Below are 16299 nucleotides of genomic sequence, written 5' to 3' on the forward strand. Positions count from 1 at the left end.
ATTGGGGGTTTCCAACTCTATGGATCACCATGACCATTGGCTTGTACTTAGTGCCAGGAGTGCCCCTTGAAGGTATCGTTCAAATGATTCCTACGGGTGTATACACTGTTCTTGCCATCGCTGCCTTTTCTTATTTTTATTCACAAATTCAGATTCTTTTTGACGATACAAAACAAAAGGGTGAGGTCTAGTGTTAACGATTGAGAATGTCACGAAAACGTACGGTACATCTACTGTACTAAAGGAGCTCTCACTTGAATTTGATACAGGTGTATATGGGTTGCTTGCGCCAAATGGTGCAGGCAAAACGACATTCATCAAAATGATGGCCACATTATTGTTTCCAACGAGTGGTAGCATTCGTTATAACGGTAAGGACATTTATGGGATGGGCGCGACGTATCGCGATGTGATCGGTTATCTGCCCCAACAGTTTGGCTACTATAAAAATGATACACCGACGCGTTATTTGCACTATATTGCTGCATTAAAAGGGCTCGACTATAAAAAAACGAAAGTCAAAGTTGAGGAACTGTTAGAAACGGTTGCACTCACGGAAGTCGCTCATAAAAAAAATGAAGCGATTTTCCGGAGGCATGATTCAACGGGTCGGCATTGCCCAAGCGCTTTTGAATGACCCACAATTGCTCATCCTTGATGAACCGACCGCCGGCCTTGATCCGAAAGAGCGCGCACGGTTTCGCAACTTGTTGTCCCGGCTCTCTAAAGAGCGCACCATTATTTTAAGTACGCACATCGTCGCTGACGTGGAATCGATCGCCAATGAAATCGTCATGATTAAAGACCGGCAACTCCTGTATAAAGACTCCATCGATACGCTTTGTAACAGCATCCAAGGAGAGGTGTATGAAACGTTGGTCGCCCATGAAGAGATGGAGCGGTTTCGGGAAACGTATGTGATTCTTGGAGAACGACAGGAAAACGCGCACGTGCGCGTACGTTTTCACACAACCGCCCCAGTCGAACGAGACTGGGAAGCGGTATCCCCTCAGCTTGAAGATGTGTTCTTAACGGTGTATCAGGACGAGCGGCAATGAACGTATTCGGTTATGAACTCCGGAAATTGTTGCGCTCCCCCGTTCTTCTGTCACTTATCGCTCTGCTTATTTTACTCAACGTTTTCGTCATCTCTTCTGCCTGGTACGACACGTCTGCCGCCGAAAGAAACGCAACAACATCACTTGTGGAAAACTACGGGCATGTGCTCGATGAGAATTGGGTGTTTGATGTTGCCGCTGACAATGAAGAGCGGTTAACAGCTTTTAATGAAACGAACAACAAAACCATTTCTTCGGCGAGCGATCAGGTGGCTCACGGCATCGACATTACGGACCCGCTTGCCATAGAACTCATCGAGCTTGCCGTTCGCGAAGCCTATGTCGAAGAAGCACAACTCATCTATGAGGAATATGAGCAAATTACGATGGACGGTCTCGCCGAAGAGGCGATTGATCAATACGCACTCGAAGGAAATCAAACCGAATGGATGCACAACCAGTACGCTGCCTACAGTGAGCGTTACGATGCACTTCTCCATCAAGAAGAAAACAAAACCGTCTTCTATCTCGGTCAGCAAACCCATGCAACCCTTTATGAACACGTCTTTCGTTACTCGTTAATTGGGCTTTCAATCATCCTCACATTGCTCACTGCACATAGTGTGAATTACGAGCACGCGTACGGTACTGCACAGCACATATATAGCACTGCGCGGGGTCGCCGTTTGCTGTTCACGAAATGGTTAGCAGTGAACGCCAGCAGTTTTCTCATCATTACAGCGGTGTTGGCCATTTCTTTAACGGTCTTCTTCTCCACAAACTCCTTCTCTGGAATGTGGAATACGTATGTGAGCTCGTATTTCAATATGGATGGACCGCTTCCGTATTTGACGTGGTGGCCGCTGACGATGTTGACGTTTCTAATCGGCGCCTTGATCGTCACGTACACGGTGCTTTTAACCTTCGTGCAAATCGTCTTTTTTTACGAGTGTGTTCATACGTAATAGCTATGCCGTCTTTTTCGTTGTCTTGATCGGCGCTGGTGGCTTCGTGATGCTCCCATTACTCACCCCGGCTGGTTCCAATTTCCTGTTTTACGGAATGTATACGCCCGTGACGCTCATCATGAACCCTCACATGTGGTTCACGGTTACCGCACCGCTCACTGCAGCAAAAACGTATGAGGTCGTTACACTTCTCGTTTGGAGCGGGGTTGCCTCGGTTATGGTCGCCGGAGCGTTTCGAAGCTTCAACAAACAATCGATTCATTAACAGAAAGGAAGAACACGATGCGAGTATTCATAAAAGAAGTTCGCCGCCTGTTGCAATGGCGGATGTGGCTTCTCTTCCTCCCGATCGCTGCCATTCTTTATATCATGAATATTGAATTCCATTTTCAACACTTTCCTAACGGAAGTGATGCGTATTATTACGAAACAGCTGAGAATCTCGTGCACGAATACGGGGTCGAGGTGACTGAGACGAACATGGCTGAATTTGCCGAGCATCACGAACAGCAGCTAGCCGCGGCAGACACGTTCATCGCCAATCATCCCGATGCAATTGACCTGGACGTTAACACATACGATGAGTTGTTTGCCAGTGACATCGACGAACGAGAACTGCCGGAGCTCCGAAACACGCTCATGGATAGTGCGGACGGGCTGTTTTGGTACATCCAGATGGAACGAAGTATTCTTGACCAGTACCACTCCGACACCGAAGATCCTTCCTACACAGCAGCAGCCAATGAACGAATTGCCGAAAGTGATGCACGAGGCGAACATCGTACAATCTTACCCGCACAAGTGATGGATAATTTTCATTCGTTGCTCTTTAACGGGAGCATGCTCGTCCTAGTCGCGATTGTCGTATTCATTAGCCCAGCTTTTTACCGAGACCATCATGTGCGGCCGCTTCAGTACGTCACAAAAAAAAGGAAGGCGAGTATTCAGCGTGAAACTGTGGGCAGCTCTATTTGTCGGCCTATTGCTCGCGACACTCATTCTCGGAATTTTATTTGCCGGGTATGTGGTGCTAAATGGCACGACCTTGTTCTGGGAAGCAAGCATAAACTCGTTCATGTCTCCGGCATTCTTCTGGTATGACCTTTCCTTTCAAGCGTACATGCTCGTCTCCGTTGCAATTGTCTATAGCATCGTCGTGCTCATGGTCATCATGACAAGTATCGTTTCCCGATTTGCGGGCAGCTACTTGTCATTGCTCGGTCTGCTTGTGCCAGGTACATTGCTGTTTATCATCTTCGCCTTACGAGGCATCGTAAGCTTTGTGTTCGTCGTAACCGAGCCTCGGGCACTTCCATTTTTCCTGAGTGCAGGCGTTTTACTACTCGCAGCAATTCTATTCGTGTACCGCACACGTCGTGAAGCTCGGATAGAGATTGTGTAGAAGTTTGATGTGCCCGTGGATATCAGATCTACGGTTGGTTAGGGATCGGGGGAGTTCTAGGAGATCCGCGATCTAGATCGCTTTTCATTGGTTTCGGCACCGAAGGTGGCAATGGTCGCTTCGGGTTTGGAAGTTTCTAGGAGGGTTTAGCTCAACACATTGCACATTACAATAGAAGAACTATCATTAGCTTAATATACGAAAATAGTCGATCTTTCATGTAATTTATGTTCTTTGTTGACGATGAATGCTGCTTTTCAATTAACGGGCGCTAATCCGTAACAATAAAGATTGTGCCTATCTTCGTGAATTGGTCCATCTTGCAATTGAACAGATAATCCCATTTACAAATTTTTTATAAAAATAGATACAAAATAAGTTCTCAGTTTCATCATGAAGTGTTAAATATAACTTGACAGAAAATCACCTTCGAGTAACCACGTCAAACACACCAAAGAAGCAGGTACTTGGAGGGTACCTGCTTCTTTGGTGTGTTTATCATTACGTATTCTGATGATGTCTTCCAATTGGAACGACGAGTGGGGTCTTTGATACTGGATCTAGAATTACTTCGCTTTTCATATCAAAGATCTCTTCCACTCGTTTACTCGTAATCACATCCGTTGGTGTTCCTTCTGCTATAAGCTGACCGGAGCGTAATGCGAAGATATAATCCGCATAACGAGCAGTGAGGTTAATGTCATGTAACACCATCACGATCGTCGTTCCGTACTTTTTATTCAGGTCGGTCAAGAGATCAAGAATCTCGACTTGATACGTAATGTCGAGATACGTTGTTGGTTCATCGAGAAAGAGAATATCCGTTTGTTGAGTAAGTGCCATGGCAATCCAGACCCGTTGACGTTGCCCGCCAGACAACTCATCGATATTCCGATTTGCAAGTTCTGTAATTTGCATCATATCCATCGCTTCAGCGACTGCGGCATAATCTTCTTTTGACCACCCTTTAAAAAACGATTGATGAGGGTAACGTCCTCTGCCGACAAGGTCTGTTACCGTAATCCCTTCAGGGACAATCGGAGATTGCGGCAGTAAGCCTAACAGTTTCGCGAGTTTTTTAGAGGGCATTTGGTGAATGGACTTCCCATCTAACGTAACCGCTCCTGTGTCTGGTTTTAACAGTCTGGCCATCGTTTTTAACAGGGTCGATTTCCCACACGCATTTGCACCGATAATTACGTTGATCTTATGACTCGGAATTGCAATACTTACGTTGTTTAGAATCGTCTTCTGATCGTAGCCTGCGACAATTTCTTCTGCTTGAAAATCATGCTTCGGTTTTATCATAAACTTCCCCTTCGGTTCATGCGAATCAATAAATATAGCAAGAATGGCGCACCAAGAATTCCTGTAATAATCCCAACTGGAAAGCGTACGTCAAATGCAAATTGACCAATCAAGTCCGCGGCAAGAACTAAATTCGCACCTACAAGTCCAGCGGGCAGAACATTTGAATACCCGACGCCAGCAATGCGTTTCGCAATCGGTCCTGCCAAGAAAGCAACGAAAGCAATGGGTCCTGTAACAGACGTAGCAAACGCAATCATGCATACGGAACTAACGATAAGTAGAACGCGCGTTAGGTCCGTTCGAAGCCCTAGTGAAATCGCTGCTTGTTCACCAAGCTCTAACAATTGAAGGTGGCGTCCTAAGAAGATAATGATCGGTAAAAAGATCATGACAATGAGGACGAGTGGAGCAAGGCTATTCATTTGTACACCATTAAGACTTCCGCTTAGCCAGCGAAGAGCAGAAGGAAGATCTTGATGGCCTCCAACCATAAGTAAATAAGAAATAACCGCACTCAACATCGCTTGAATCCCAATTCCGACTAAGATCAGTCGACCGATGGAAAACGAGCCACTTCGTGAAAGAAAATAAATAACAATAACGGTAAGTAACCCCGCGATTACAGCACTAAACGATGTAACGGTTTGGCTCGTTTGCAAGATTAAAATGCAAAATAGTGCAGCGACACTTGATCCCGCTGTAATTCCAAGGATTTCAGGGTTCGCTAGCGGATTACGTAACATCGTTTGGAATGTATTACCGGCAATGCCAAATGCAATCCCGGCAAGCAAGCCAGCGAGCATCCGTGGTAAACGAATGTTGTTTACAGCGAATGATACGCCTTCAACAGTTTCACCAGTAAGAGCTCGAAATACATCAGCTGGGTGGTGAAACGTATTTCCGAGCAACAACATGGCAACACAAAGAATCATAGCTGTAAGGATTAATAGAAGGTTAACGAGTAACCAGCGACGTTGTCTTTTTTTGACGACCGCGTTTAATTGTAATAAGAGAATTTGTAGTCATAGTGAACGCACTTTCAATTTAATCGCTAAGTAGATTAGTAATGGAGCTCCAATTAGAGCGGTAACGATGCCAACTTCAAGTTCACCAGGACTTCCGATCACACGGCCAACAACGTCAGCAAGCGTTAAAACCACCGCACCAGCAATGGCGGCCATTGGGATGACAATGCGTAAATCGGGGCCGAGCAATAAGCGAACAAGGTGGGTGGCAAGTAACCCAATAAAGCCAATGGGACCGGCTAGGGCCGTTGCGACTGCGCATAACACAACACCTGCAAACGCAGAGAAAATGCGCAACGTCGTGAGCTGTACACCTTGACTTTTTGCCACATCATCACCGAGTGCAAGCGCATTTAGCGCAGGTGCAGTACAGATTGCGAGTATGACGCCAACAATAAGGAACGGCAAAAACGTAAGAATTGCATTCCAGCTTGCGGATCCTAAGCTCCTACTTGCCAGAAACGGAATTGATCCATTACATCGGTTCGAGGGATTAATACGGCGCTTACGAGCGATGACAGAGCTGCACTTGTGGCTGCACCGGCTAAGACGAGCTTTAACGGTGTTGCACCGGTCCGTCCAAGGGATCCAATCGCATAGACGAAGATGGCAGTTAGTATCGCTCCTACGATGGCAAACCAAATGTATTCACTGGCAGTACTAATATTAAAAAAAAGCTAAACCACTAACAACAAACAGTGCAGCACCTGTATTGACGCCTAAAATACTCGGATCAGCAATCGGGTTACGGGTGATCGCTTGCATAAGTGCACCAGACACGCCGAGTGCAGCACCACAAAATAGAGCAAAAACCGTACGGGGAATGCGCTCGCGAACGACGCTTGCCCCGTACGAATCTTGTTCAGGATAAAAGAGCCCTGTTATAAGTTCATTCCAAGTCACGAAACGAGAACCAAAAGCAAGGGAGAGAACACTGACGATGAAAAGCAATACAATGGAAATCACAATCGTTTTCGTTAACCTTTTTGGAACAAATACGTGATTTTCTTGCGTTGAAATACGGGAATTACTCATCAACTTTTTCGACTGCGTCTCCAAGAAGTTCTACATATTCTTCAATCGTGTATTCAATTGAAAGTGGATTCGGAGTACCAGCGGCAGCGAGTGGTGTTGCATTGCCGACCATCACGACAGATCCTCGTTCAACGGCAGGGATTTGACCGAGTCTTGAATCGGCTTTTACAGCTTCATACAAGTCTTCATCGCCATAACCGATAATAATGTCAGCATCATTTAGCACGTCGGCATTTTCTGCACTTAAACTAAGGTAAAATTCATCTTTATTTTCAATCATCGCTTCAACGTCTTCAGGTGTACTTAAGCCTAATTCCTCTTTTAAGAACGAAACACGTGTATCAGCAGGTGTGTATAAGTGTAGATTCGATAGATCGTCTGCAGAGAAGTTGACCCAAACAACACTTTTTCCTTCAATTTCTGGATATCTTCAAGCGCTTCATCGATCGTTGCTTCTGTATCTTCAATCAATTGCTCACCTTCGGCTTTCATCCCCATACCTTCAGCGTTCATGAGCACTTGTTCTCTCCAAGGTGTTGTCCAAGGCGTGGTAGGGTAGGCAACAACTGGAGCAATTTGTGTAAGTAAATCATAATCTTCTTGTGTAATTCCAGAATAACTAGCAAGAATAACATCAGGGTTAGAGTCAGAGATCGCTTCAAAGTCTAAACCATCTGTATCTTGATAAATATTAGGATCGGTAACACCAAGTTCATCAAGCTGATCTTTCGTCCACGGCAGAAGACCACTGTCGTCTTGAACCCCATAGTTTGCGGCTGAGAAACCTACCGGCTCAACCCCTAATGCGAGGGCAATGTCTTGATTTCCCCATTGAACTGTAGCAACTCGCTCAGGTTTTTCGTCCAAAACCGTTTCTCCAAAGGCATGCTCAATGACAATTTGTTCATCAGAACTTTCTTCAGGTGTAGCAACTTCTTCTCCTTCATCATCAGATGTTGTTGCAGATGTCGTATCGCTCGATTCATCTGAACAAGCGACTAAAGCAAGTGAGAGTAAAGCGGATGAGAATAAAAGATGAGAACGTTTCATATTAATCGAAACCCCTTTGTGTATGTAATTGCGAATGACAGCAATGAATTCGAAAATGATAATCATTCTCAGCCAGTGTATAGCGACTGATAACGATTGTCAATTAAATTTTTTTCACTATTGTTAAAAGGTTGTCATGCTTTATGGGATTGTAAATTAGCGAATGAAATCCTGGATACCATATAACTTAAGCATTCCAGGAGGAAGTGAGTGATAAAACATTCGTTACTAAAAGGCATAAAAACTATGAAAAGAAATATGTTGAACGGTTATAAAAATGCAAATTAAAAACGCCAAATTGTGCTTTGGCGTTAAGTAAAGACTAATTGAGATATGGCGATGCCGATCAGTGTACCGATGAATGCGAGTCCGAAGTAAAGCACGTATTTTTTTTCTTAATGGATACCACCACCTTCTAGTAATCATAAGAGGCATTCAGCCTTTAGAGTCTGCAGATTGCTTACCGTTAAATGAAACGAAGAAGACGATTAAACCAACGATGAACGCAGCGAGGGCTAACCAAGCTAGCGTATTGGAGACTGGTATGACATCAAGGAAACCTAAAACAGCAATCACTGGCATTGCCGTAATACTTAAGAGCACTGTGCGATATCTTGAATGCCTCATTCCTTTTTTTAAAATGACTCATCTTTACACCTCCGAAATGTAGAAGTAACGTAAGAGAAAATCCCATTAATCAAGGTTGAACGATTCTTCGAATTCATTACCTTCAGCAGTTAACCAACGAATATCGACCTCAATCGGTTGATCAGGGGTTTGCATACACCCTGAGCACTCGCTTCCGGATGAGAACGTTCCGCTTCCATGTAAGGAAGCGCCATGAACCGCACTACCCGTACTTGAGTCAAAGCTAAATTCAACAACGTCTTCAGGATCCTCTAAATACGTTAGCGTAATGGTGCTAGTCTCTTCAGCATCAACCGTTTGGTCCGCTTGAAACTCCACTTCCCAAAACTCTCCCTCATCACTTTTCTGTAAAATTTGAGAACAGCCAGCCAATAGTGCAACGACGACCAATGAAAACACAAAACGTTTTTGCACGTGCGAACCTCCCAAAATGAGACGCTTTGTATTGAATAATAAGAATTATCCAAAGTTGTTTGTAGTTCGTAATACCCTTATTCCATTAATTGGAGAAACGTAAACGTAGAAACGTAACAACGCGTATTGTTCAATATGTGCATCTTTGATAGGAGTGGCTAGTAAAAAAAGTACAGCTTTCATGATAAAATGTAGTACTACCTTTTAAACATCTTTAGTTTAATTTCACTATAAATAGGGTATATAGTCATTGTCTTAATCTTAATTCTACCAATTGATCTACTCTTATATGAAAACGGATACGCTCTCACCTTAAAACGAAGGCTAGATTAAGGCTATAGATATAAAAGGAGGGGATGACGATGTCAGAAGAAAAGAAGTCAGAAGGGCTCACGAGACGAGAATTTATTCGAAACGGTAGTTTCGCAGTCGGTGGATTAGTCGGCGGTACGTTGCTCGGAAGCTTTCTCATAAACCCATCGTCAAGTACACAGACAGCATCAGAGAACGGTAATGGTGATCATGATCACGGTTCAAGTGACGATTATATGAGAGCCCGAATGTTTTTTTTAAGCGACAAGAAGATTTTCGAGTACTTAGTGCAGCAGTCGAGCGAATTTTCCCTGAAGATGAGATTGGTCCAGGAGCCGTATCTTTAGCAGTTCCGTATTTTATTGATCGGCAACTCGCTGGCTCATGGGGATTCAATGCACGTGAATATATGGATGGTCCGTTTGAAGATGGTGCAGAGACACAAGGAAACCAGTCGGCTCTTAATCGTCGCGATGCATTTTTGAAAGGTGTTCGTCTCATTCAAAATCAAGCAAAAGCGAACTTTGAAGGCGAAGCTTATTACGATTTAACGGACGAGCAACAAGATGAGATTCTTGAGAGCTTTGAATCTGGAGATGTAGAAATGAGAGGCATGAGTTCTTCTCAGTTTTTTTGAGCTTCTAAGAAAGGCAACGCTCCGTGGTGTTTATTCTGACCCAGTATATGGTGGGAACTTAAACATGGACGGTTGGAGAATGAAACAGTACCAGGTGGGTTAATGAATAACATGGACATCATTGAAGATGAAGAATTCCATGATATTGAACCAGTAAGCTTACACGACCATCATACGTAAAAAGGACTGAGACATATGGCGATAGAATTACCTAAAAACAAGCGGTTGTTGTTGGCGTCGGTTGGGCAGGAGGAATTATAGCTTCAGAGCTTACGAAAGCTGGGATTGAAGTCATTGGCCTTGAACGCGGTGGAGAGCGTACACCTGATGATTTTATTATGCAAAAAGACGAACTACGATACGCACTTGATCATGAATTAATGCAAGACCTTTCGAAAGAAACGCAAACGATTCGCAACACAACAGACATGACCGCATTACCGATGAGACAACTCGGTTCATACTTGCTCGGTACAGACGTTGGTGGCGCTGGAATCCACTGGAATGGACAAGCACCACGGTTCTTCCCATATGATTTCCAGATCCAGACGATGACGTTAGAGCAATACGGTGAAGGAAAAGTAGACGAGGACATTACGATTCAAGATTGGGGCATTACATACGAGGAGATCGAACCTTACTATACGAAGTGGGAGAAGATGGCGGGTATTTCCGGAGAACAAAACGAAGTGACTCCTGAAATGTCAGAAGAGTACCCAACGCCACCGATGAAAGAATCCCCAGCCATTCGATTGTTCAAAGAAGCATCTAGCGAGCTTGGCTTGCATCCACATCAACGACCATCAGCAAACCTTTCAGAGAATTACACGAACCCTGATGGACAGACGATTTATCAATGTCAATATTGCTCATTTTGTGAACGGTTCGGCTGTGATTATCAAGCGAAGTCTGATCCATTGATTACGGTAATTCCGACGGCTTTAAAGACAGGGAACTTCGAGATTAAGACCCATGCTAACGTACGTGAGATCGCCCATGAAGATGGTGTTGCGACAGGTGTTTACTATATTGATGGAACCGACGATCAAGAGTATTTTCAACCTGCTGATATCGTGATTATTACGACTTACGTAATGAACAATACGCGCTTGCTGTTGCAATCAGGAATTGGTCAACCGTATGACCCTGAAACGGAAGAAGGCGTGGTAGGGAAGCATTATTGCTATCAGATCATTTCAGGAGCAGATGGTTTTTTTTCGAAGATAAGAAGTTTAATCTTTATGCGGGAGCAGGCGCTCTCGGTGGTGGAGTAGAAGACTTTAATGCGGACAATTTTGATCATTCGGATCTGGACTTTATCCACGGTGGGGTCTTAGGGTTGCACCAAACGGGGAATCGTCCGATTGATACGAACCCGGTTCCAGAAGGGACGAAGTCTTGGGGTAAAGAGTTCAAAGAAGCATCAACACACTATTTTTACCGACAATTGCACATACAAAGCCAAGGTGCGAGCTTACCATATCGATATAATTATTTAGATTTAGATCCAACGTATACGGATGAGAACGGTGATCCGTTGCTTCGAGTTACGTACAATTTCACAGACCAAGATCGTAACCTAGCAAAGTATCAAGCTGAACGAGCGATGGAAATTATGGAACAAATGGGTGCGGACATCGTTGAAGAAGTAAACCATGCGACTGGAGATTATGATATCGTCCCGTATCAGACGACTCATAATACCGGTGGAACGATTATGGGGGCTTCTAGTGAAACATCTGTTGTGAACAACTACTCTCAAGTATGGGATTGTGAGAATTTGTTCGTTGCAGGAGCGTCTACGTTTTCACATAATGGAGGAAATAATCCGACGCCAACCGTTGCAGCGCTTGCTTATCGAGCAGCAGAAGGCATTCTTGATTATATCGATGACCCAAGGCTATTAGTTGAAGACGATAATTAAGGAGGAACGAGTATGAGTCCATTAAACATCGGAATTCCGAGTTTAATTCTTATTCTACTATTAGCATTGTTGATCTTTGGGCCGAAGAAGTTACCAGAAATCGGAGGAGCGTTTGGGCAAACGATTTCAGAATTTAAGAAGACAACGAACAAGTTAATGGATGATGAAGAGCCTACGTCTGAACAGAACGTACCGAAAGATGCTCAAGTTACGACGATTGCTCATGATGATCAAAAGAAAGATTAATTGCTGAGAACTTTGTTCTCAGCTTTTCCTCGTATTTAGCATGAAATTAAAGAAGATAAGTATAGACAGATGGATGGAGTATCGCTATATTTAATAGTTGGGGTTCATGTTCAATCTATTATATTTTCATAGCATGTAACGACGTTAACTTTTTTTCGTTTGAACGAATACATACAACTAATTTAAGGGGCAAGTCACAATAGTCTACTTAAGAAACGATACGAGTCGAACAGAAGCATTGGTCATAAACACGGTTGATTAAATGAAAGTGGATTGAACCTTAATGGATGCTCATGCTGAAGGGAACCTATCAAAAAGCGCTCGTAATGATCAACATAAGAAAGCGAGGTGAAACTGTTACTAGTAACAGTTTCAAAGCGAAGAATGTCTCTCGGAGTTACGAAAGAGGCTTTTTACGCGTTATTAGTAACAGGTCTGTTGCCATGAGTGGAACAACAACTGAGGAAATGGATCGACAGCCAACATTGGATCATATCTCCGTGTTACGAGGAGCTGTCATTCGAACACTCATCATTTTTTCATTACTTTTTATTACCATGTTTATATTGTTGCGATTTTACATGGATATCTTAGTCGGTGACTTTGAGCTCGTTATGCTCGGTCCGCTAGATGCCATTAAATTGTATTTTTATTTGTCTGGAATACTTAGTGTTGGTTTATCACTGCCATACATCGTTTTTGAAGCATGGCGATTTGTTAAACCTGCGTTAAGTGACCGTGAGTCTAAGTTGATGTTCAACTACATACCTGCTGTATTTCTTTGCTTCGTCTTAGGACTCTCGTTTGGTTATTTTGTCATCCATCCGATTGCGTTTATGTTCTTTATTGAGTTAGGTGAAATGCATTTTAACATGATGATCACAGCGTCTGAGTACTTTTCATTTCTCATGATGACGACGATCCCAATAGGTTTTGTTTTTCAATTGCCGTTAATCATTATGGCTTTAACGTCTTTAGGTATTGTTGAACCAGAGACCTTTGCAAAATCAAGAAAATATGCGTACTTCTTCCTCTTAGTCATTTCAACGTTAATTACACCACCAGATTTCTTTACACCATTCTTGTGGTAATTCCGTTTATTATCTTGTACGAAGTCGGAATATACGTATCGAAAAAGGTAATTAAGAGAAAAGCAAGCAAAGAAGCAAACAAGGAAGAAAGCACAGAGGCATAAGCGAAAAAGCCAGAATCGACAAACCATCGATTCTGGCTTTTTATTGGACTTGAAAAATATGGATTGTTATGTTTGTATTTAAGTAATTACTTAAATACTTAAATGAATGAATGTTCGTAGGAGAGAATTATGCTAAACAATGATGTGTATAAGGCGCTTTCTGATGAGAATCGCAGGAAGATCTTGGATCTGCTTCATGAGAAGGATCTTACAGCAGGAGAGATTGCCGATCAGTTTACGATAAGTAAAGCGGGTATTTCTCAACACCTCACGCTTTTAAAGCAAGCGGAGTTAGTGTATGCCAAAAAGCAAGGGCAGTATGTGTTGTATTCACTTAATACGACCGTGTTCCAAGAAGTCGTAAGGTGGTTGATGAAATTTAATAAGGAGGAATAGTTATGATGTTCGTAATGGTTTTGCTAACGATTGCTGGTGTTGTAAGTAGCGTGATTTATTACAGTTTGCACGGTGGCGGAGTCGATGCATTTGTTTATCCGGCAACTATGATCGGAGTTGTAGGGTTGCATGTCTTTACAAATCGATTGAATACACACCACGAACAGTACAATCGCTATTGTTCAGGCTTAACTATAGTGATTGCGAGCATTGTTTTTGTACTATTCGTTCTTCTTCACGTAATGAACTTGTATGTACTTGGGTTATGGTTTGATCCGCTAGTTATCGTTCCATTCAGTGTTGGACTCGTATTCTGCGTGATGGGAAATCAATTGCATCGGTTTAAAATTCATGAAGAGACACTTTCAGCCAAAGTGTGGAATAACAGTATTCGCCCATTTTCTTTTGCATTTGTCATTAGCGGACTCCTTATGATTGGGGCGATCTTTGCGCCATACACAATAACGTTGTTTTTTATCGTACTCGGACTTACGATTTTATTTTTAGTGATCCGTTTTGCATCGGAACTGCGATTCGTTTCTTAGCTCTCTTTCATCATCACATGAGCTCTCTGAAATAAATGATGAATAGATGTACCGTATACGTAACGGTAACAACAAAGACGATCGTTGGAAAAGCAAGTGAGCATTGAATTTTTTTTCTGAAGAACATAACGGACGTGAAGAAGGCAGACAAATGTTAGGAGAAAAGGGGTTAGATAAAAGATCCATATGTGATAGGGGGTAACGAACAATGAAGAGAGCAAGGTGCTACATGTTGCTAACCAAAGGCTTACGAAGAGCAACATAATATGGAAGTTACGAGTCCTCAGCTCTTCAAGCACATCGGATTCTGGCATATGCGACGGAAATAAGAATTGAATGTTAAAAAGGACATGATGAGTGCAACGCTTAAGGCGATAACGAGTTGAAATGGCGTTAACGAACCTGCAAACCCTAAGGCGAGGAGAAACACGCCGAATACAACGCTAAGTAACAATAAAACGATGAGGTAAGAAGCAATTAGTAACATAAATTCTCCTTGTTGTGCAAGTTGGTAAGACCAGTCGACGAGTAAACGGTGCAGACTACGTTCATTGAAGTCTGCACCTCTCTTGAAGGCAACGCGTTTATTCTGGTTAAAACGCTGATAAACCAGTGCTTTCTTGAACTCGATACAACCAATATTTCCATTGGGGTTGTTCGCCGTAATGAGCGTACGGTAAAGTGTATTGCTGGTCTTCTTCGTTATTCCATAAACGAACGAAGTACTCATCTAGTTGTTGCATCATCTCATGGTCAGTAGATCCTGCAAACATCACGTTTGTTTCTAAGTTGTAGTCATCTAAGTTTCGCCTCGTAAAGTTAGCTGAACCACCAGTAACGACGGCTTGATTACCATTTTTAATGTACATCATTTTTGTATGGTATTGTTCACCGTCCGTATTGTACCAGCGAACTTGAATGTTCGAATGGGATCGCTCAAGTTCATCTGCAACAGGGCGGTTGGGTACTCCGTTTTTCTCATGCCCAAACGCTTCGCTATTCCCATCTAAAATCAATCGAACGATGGCGCCTCGCTCTGCAGCATCCTTCAATTCATTAATCACATCACGATCGGAGAGATAGAACAAGCCAAGCCAGACTTCGCTTCCTTCACCACTTTCTTGAAGGGTGCGCAAAATTTCCGCTTTGATCGCATACTCTGTGACGACTTTACCTTGAATAGTTTCGTCTGAACTCTGATTTGTTGGGTTGGCCTCTAACGTTTCTAGCACGTCTTCTGCTCCAGAGAAACGAGCGACTGCTTTTTCTGTTTCTAATAAATGGTGAACAAGTTCCCCTTCTACATAAAAGGCAACGTTTGAATGGTAAGCACTCGCATCGTGTGCGTTTGCGGATGTGACGAGTCCACTTTGTTCAGTGAGCACGACTTTACGATGATTTGCTTTTGAATTAAACAGATCAAGGTACCCTCGTAACGTAACGGGTTCGGCTTCCGAGCTAAATGGACTCGGCAAATACCCACCCGCCGGTGTCCCAAACCATTGCATAAACGCACGCCAAGCTCCGGAGTAAATCGGGTTAGAGTCAGGAGCTTTTGACATGTCCGTCCAGACAACATGAATACCGACACTTCTCATAAACTCTATATGCCCTGGAACACGACTATCGTAGAAACTATTTATGCGATCTGTCGTAACAACAATGGTCATATCAGGGTTTTCTTGTTTCTTTAAAGCTAGTTGAGCACTAAGCCAATTGGAAAGTGTAGGAAAGTCCAGGTCAGCGGGGTATTCATCATTAAAAAGGAACATATCAACGAGAATGAAAGACTCTGCTTCATTGATCATTTCCTCGACTTTCTCAAAAATCACATGGTCATGAACGGTCGCCCCGTGATTTGTATACGTTTCATCCAGCAAAAGTTGTGCAGAGGATACATCGTGCCACCCACTATCATAGCTTAATGACTCATCAGGCAAAGGTTTATAAATGCCATAAATCATAAACACAATGTAAAACGGAAGCAAAAGCAATAGGAATTTGCCAACGGTATATCGTTTAAGGGGTCGCTGTTTTAAGGATCTCAAAACAAAAGCACCTCGTTTCATGATCTTCAGATCAACTCTTGTGAATTATCTAATAATGTGAAATGCTTGTAGCTAAAAAGGAGTA

19 protein-coding genes and 5 pseudogenes are annotated in these 16299 nt (G+C 43.1%); 15 read left to right on the top strand and 9 right to left on the bottom strand.

The genetic code is table 11. The annotated features are described in order from the left end of the window. Positions 1-29: 29 nt before the first annotated feature. The 7 genes and pseudogenes from JCM19055_RS28295 (at position 30) to JCM19055_RS03360 (ending at position 3428) form a co-directional block, all read left to right on the top strand. Positions 30-191: a hypothetical protein gene (locus JCM19055_RS28295; protein ID WP_265181735.1), complete on the top strand. Its 162-nt coding sequence runs from the start codon at positions 30-32 to the stop codon at positions 189-191. After that, positions 191-611 (top strand): annotated as a pseudogene (locus JCM19055_RS31160) (ATP-binding cassette domain-containing protein); the annotation flags it as partial. The gene JCM19055_RS28295 and the pseudogene JCM19055_RS31160, both read left to right, overlap by 1 nt. Continuing rightward, positions 597-1058 (top strand): AAA family ATPase, encoded by a 462-nt coding sequence (locus JCM19055_RS31165; protein ID WP_370542973.1) that lies wholly within the window; start codon positions 597-599, stop codon positions 1056-1058. The pseudogene JCM19055_RS31160 and the gene JCM19055_RS31165, both read left to right, overlap by 15 nt. After that, entirely contained in the window at positions 1055-2023 is a 969-nt protein-coding gene (locus tag JCM19055_RS03345; RefSeq protein WP_042358504.1) for an ABC transporter permease subunit, read from the top strand. The genes JCM19055_RS31165 and JCM19055_RS03345 overlap by 4 nt, the downstream gene beginning before the upstream one ends. Beyond that, on the top strand, positions 2010-2291 hold the full coding sequence (locus tag JCM19055_RS03350; protein ID WP_042358505.1) for a hypothetical protein: 282 nt from the start codon (positions 2010-2012) through the stop codon (positions 2289-2291). Before JCM19055_RS03345 ends, JCM19055_RS03350 begins: the two co-directional genes overlap by 14 nt. 17 nt (positions 2292-2308) lie before the next feature. After that, positions 2309-3127 (top strand): hypothetical protein, encoded by an 819-nt coding sequence (locus JCM19055_RS03355; RefSeq protein ID WP_042358507.1) that lies wholly within the window; start codon positions 2309-2311, stop codon positions 3125-3127. Further along, complete coding sequence (locus tag JCM19055_RS03360) at positions 3102-3428, top strand: hypothetical protein (protein WP_042358508.1); 327 nt, start codon at positions 3102-3104, stop codon at positions 3426-3428. Before JCM19055_RS03355 ends, JCM19055_RS03360 begins: the two co-directional genes overlap by 26 nt. 501 nt (positions 3429-3929) lie before the next feature. Here the strand turns inward: JCM19055_RS03360 and JCM19055_RS03365 are convergent. From JCM19055_RS03365 to JCM19055_RS03385, 7 genes and pseudogenes are all read right to left on the bottom strand, one after another. Continuing rightward, positions 3930-4733, bottom strand: a complete 804-nt coding sequence (locus tag JCM19055_RS03365) for an ABC transporter ATP-binding protein (RefSeq protein ID WP_042358562.1) — start codon at positions 4731-4733, stop codon at positions 3930-3932. Beyond that, positions 4733-5765, bottom strand: a pseudogene (locus JCM19055_RS03370) (FecCD family ABC transporter permease). Before JCM19055_RS03370 ends, JCM19055_RS03365 begins: the two are co-directional and overlap by 1 nt. Further along, positions 5762-6799: pseudogene (locus tag JCM19055_RS31170) on the bottom strand (FecCD family ABC transporter permease). The pseudogenes JCM19055_RS03370 and JCM19055_RS31170 overlap by 4 nt, the downstream one beginning before the upstream one ends. Further along, positions 6792-7079, bottom strand: a complete 288-nt coding sequence (locus tag JCM19055_RS25110; protein WP_081833406.1) for a hypothetical protein — start codon at positions 7077-7079, stop codon at positions 6792-6794. The pseudogene JCM19055_RS31170 and the gene JCM19055_RS25110 overlap by 8 nt, the downstream one beginning before the upstream one ends. A 41-nt stretch (positions 7080-7120) precedes the next feature. Continuing rightward, positions 7121-7915, bottom strand: coding sequence for an ABC transporter substrate-binding protein (locus tag JCM19055_RS03380; protein WP_081833407.1), 795 nt, complete (start codon positions 7913-7915; stop codon positions 7121-7123). 369 nt (positions 7916-8284) lie between these two features. Then, positions 8285-8452, bottom strand: coding sequence for a hypothetical protein (locus JCM19055_RS26980; RefSeq protein ID WP_193745286.1), 168 nt, complete (start codon positions 8450-8452; stop codon positions 8285-8287). A 90-nt stretch (positions 8453-8542) separates the two neighbouring features. Beyond that, complete coding sequence (locus tag JCM19055_RS03385) at positions 8543-8911, bottom strand: hypothetical protein (protein ID WP_042358510.1); 369 nt, start codon at positions 8909-8911, stop codon at positions 8543-8545. 362 nt (positions 8912-9273) lie between these two features. Between JCM19055_RS03385 and JCM19055_RS03390 the strand changes: the two genes are divergently transcribed. From JCM19055_RS03390 to JCM19055_RS03420, 8 genes and pseudogenes are all read left to right on the top strand, one after another. Then, positions 9274-9570: a twin-arginine translocation signal domain-containing protein gene (locus JCM19055_RS03390; protein ID WP_042358511.1), complete on the top strand. Its 297-nt coding sequence runs from the start codon at positions 9274-9276 to the stop codon at positions 9568-9570. Continuing rightward, positions 9546-9860: a gluconate 2-dehydrogenase subunit 3 family protein gene (locus JCM19055_RS22535; RefSeq protein ID WP_265181755.1), complete on the top strand. Its 315-nt coding sequence runs from the start codon at positions 9546-9548 to the stop codon at positions 9858-9860. The genes JCM19055_RS03390 and JCM19055_RS22535 overlap by 25 nt, the downstream gene beginning before the upstream one ends. 34 nt (positions 9861-9894) lie before the next feature. After that, positions 9895-9963: pseudogene (locus JCM19055_RS28315) on the top strand (hypothetical protein); the annotation flags it as partial. A 92-nt stretch (positions 9964-10055) separates the two neighbouring features. Continuing rightward, positions 10056-11784: pseudogene (locus tag JCM19055_RS03400) on the top strand (GMC family oxidoreductase). Positions 11785-11796: 12 nt separating this feature from the next. Further along, entirely contained in the window at positions 11797-12030 is a 234-nt protein-coding gene (gene tatA, locus JCM19055_RS03405; protein WP_042358512.1) for a twin-arginine translocase TatA/TatE family subunit, read from the top strand. 287 nt (positions 12031-12317) lie between these two features. Next, complete coding sequence (gene tatC, locus JCM19055_RS03410; RefSeq protein ID WP_052365857.1) at positions 12318-13121, top strand: twin-arginine translocase subunit TatC; 804 nt, start codon at positions 12318-12320, stop codon at positions 13119-13121. A 233-nt stretch (positions 13122-13354) separates the two neighbouring features. After that, positions 13355-13621 (top strand): autorepressor SdpR family transcription factor, encoded by a 267-nt coding sequence (locus JCM19055_RS03415; protein WP_042358514.1) that lies wholly within the window; start codon positions 13355-13357, stop codon positions 13619-13621. 2 nt (positions 13622-13623) lie between these two features. Further along, positions 13624-14166: a hypothetical protein gene (locus JCM19055_RS03420; protein ID WP_042358515.1), complete on the top strand. Its 543-nt coding sequence runs from the start codon at positions 13624-13626 to the stop codon at positions 14164-14166. A gap of 283 nt (positions 14167-14449) precedes the next feature. Here JCM19055_RS03420 and JCM19055_RS03425 read toward each other — a convergent pair whose 3' ends face one another. Together JCM19055_RS03425 and JCM19055_RS03430 are read right to left on the bottom strand one after the other, a co-directional pair. After that, positions 14450-14653 (bottom strand): hypothetical protein, encoded by a 204-nt coding sequence (locus JCM19055_RS03425; RefSeq protein WP_042358516.1) that lies wholly within the window; start codon positions 14651-14653, stop codon positions 14450-14452. A gap of 106 nt (positions 14654-14759) precedes the next feature. Next, positions 14760-16130: a phospholipase D-like domain-containing protein gene (locus JCM19055_RS03430; RefSeq protein ID WP_265181737.1), complete on the bottom strand. Its 1371-nt coding sequence runs from the start codon at positions 16128-16130 to the stop codon at positions 14760-14762. Positions 16131-16299 lie beyond the last annotated feature (169 nt).

This window comes from Geomicrobium sp. JCM 19055 (assembly GCF_000698185.1).
Taxonomy (GTDB): Bacteria; Bacillota; Bacilli; order Bacillales; family Marinococcaceae; genus Geomicrobium_A; species Geomicrobium_A sediminis.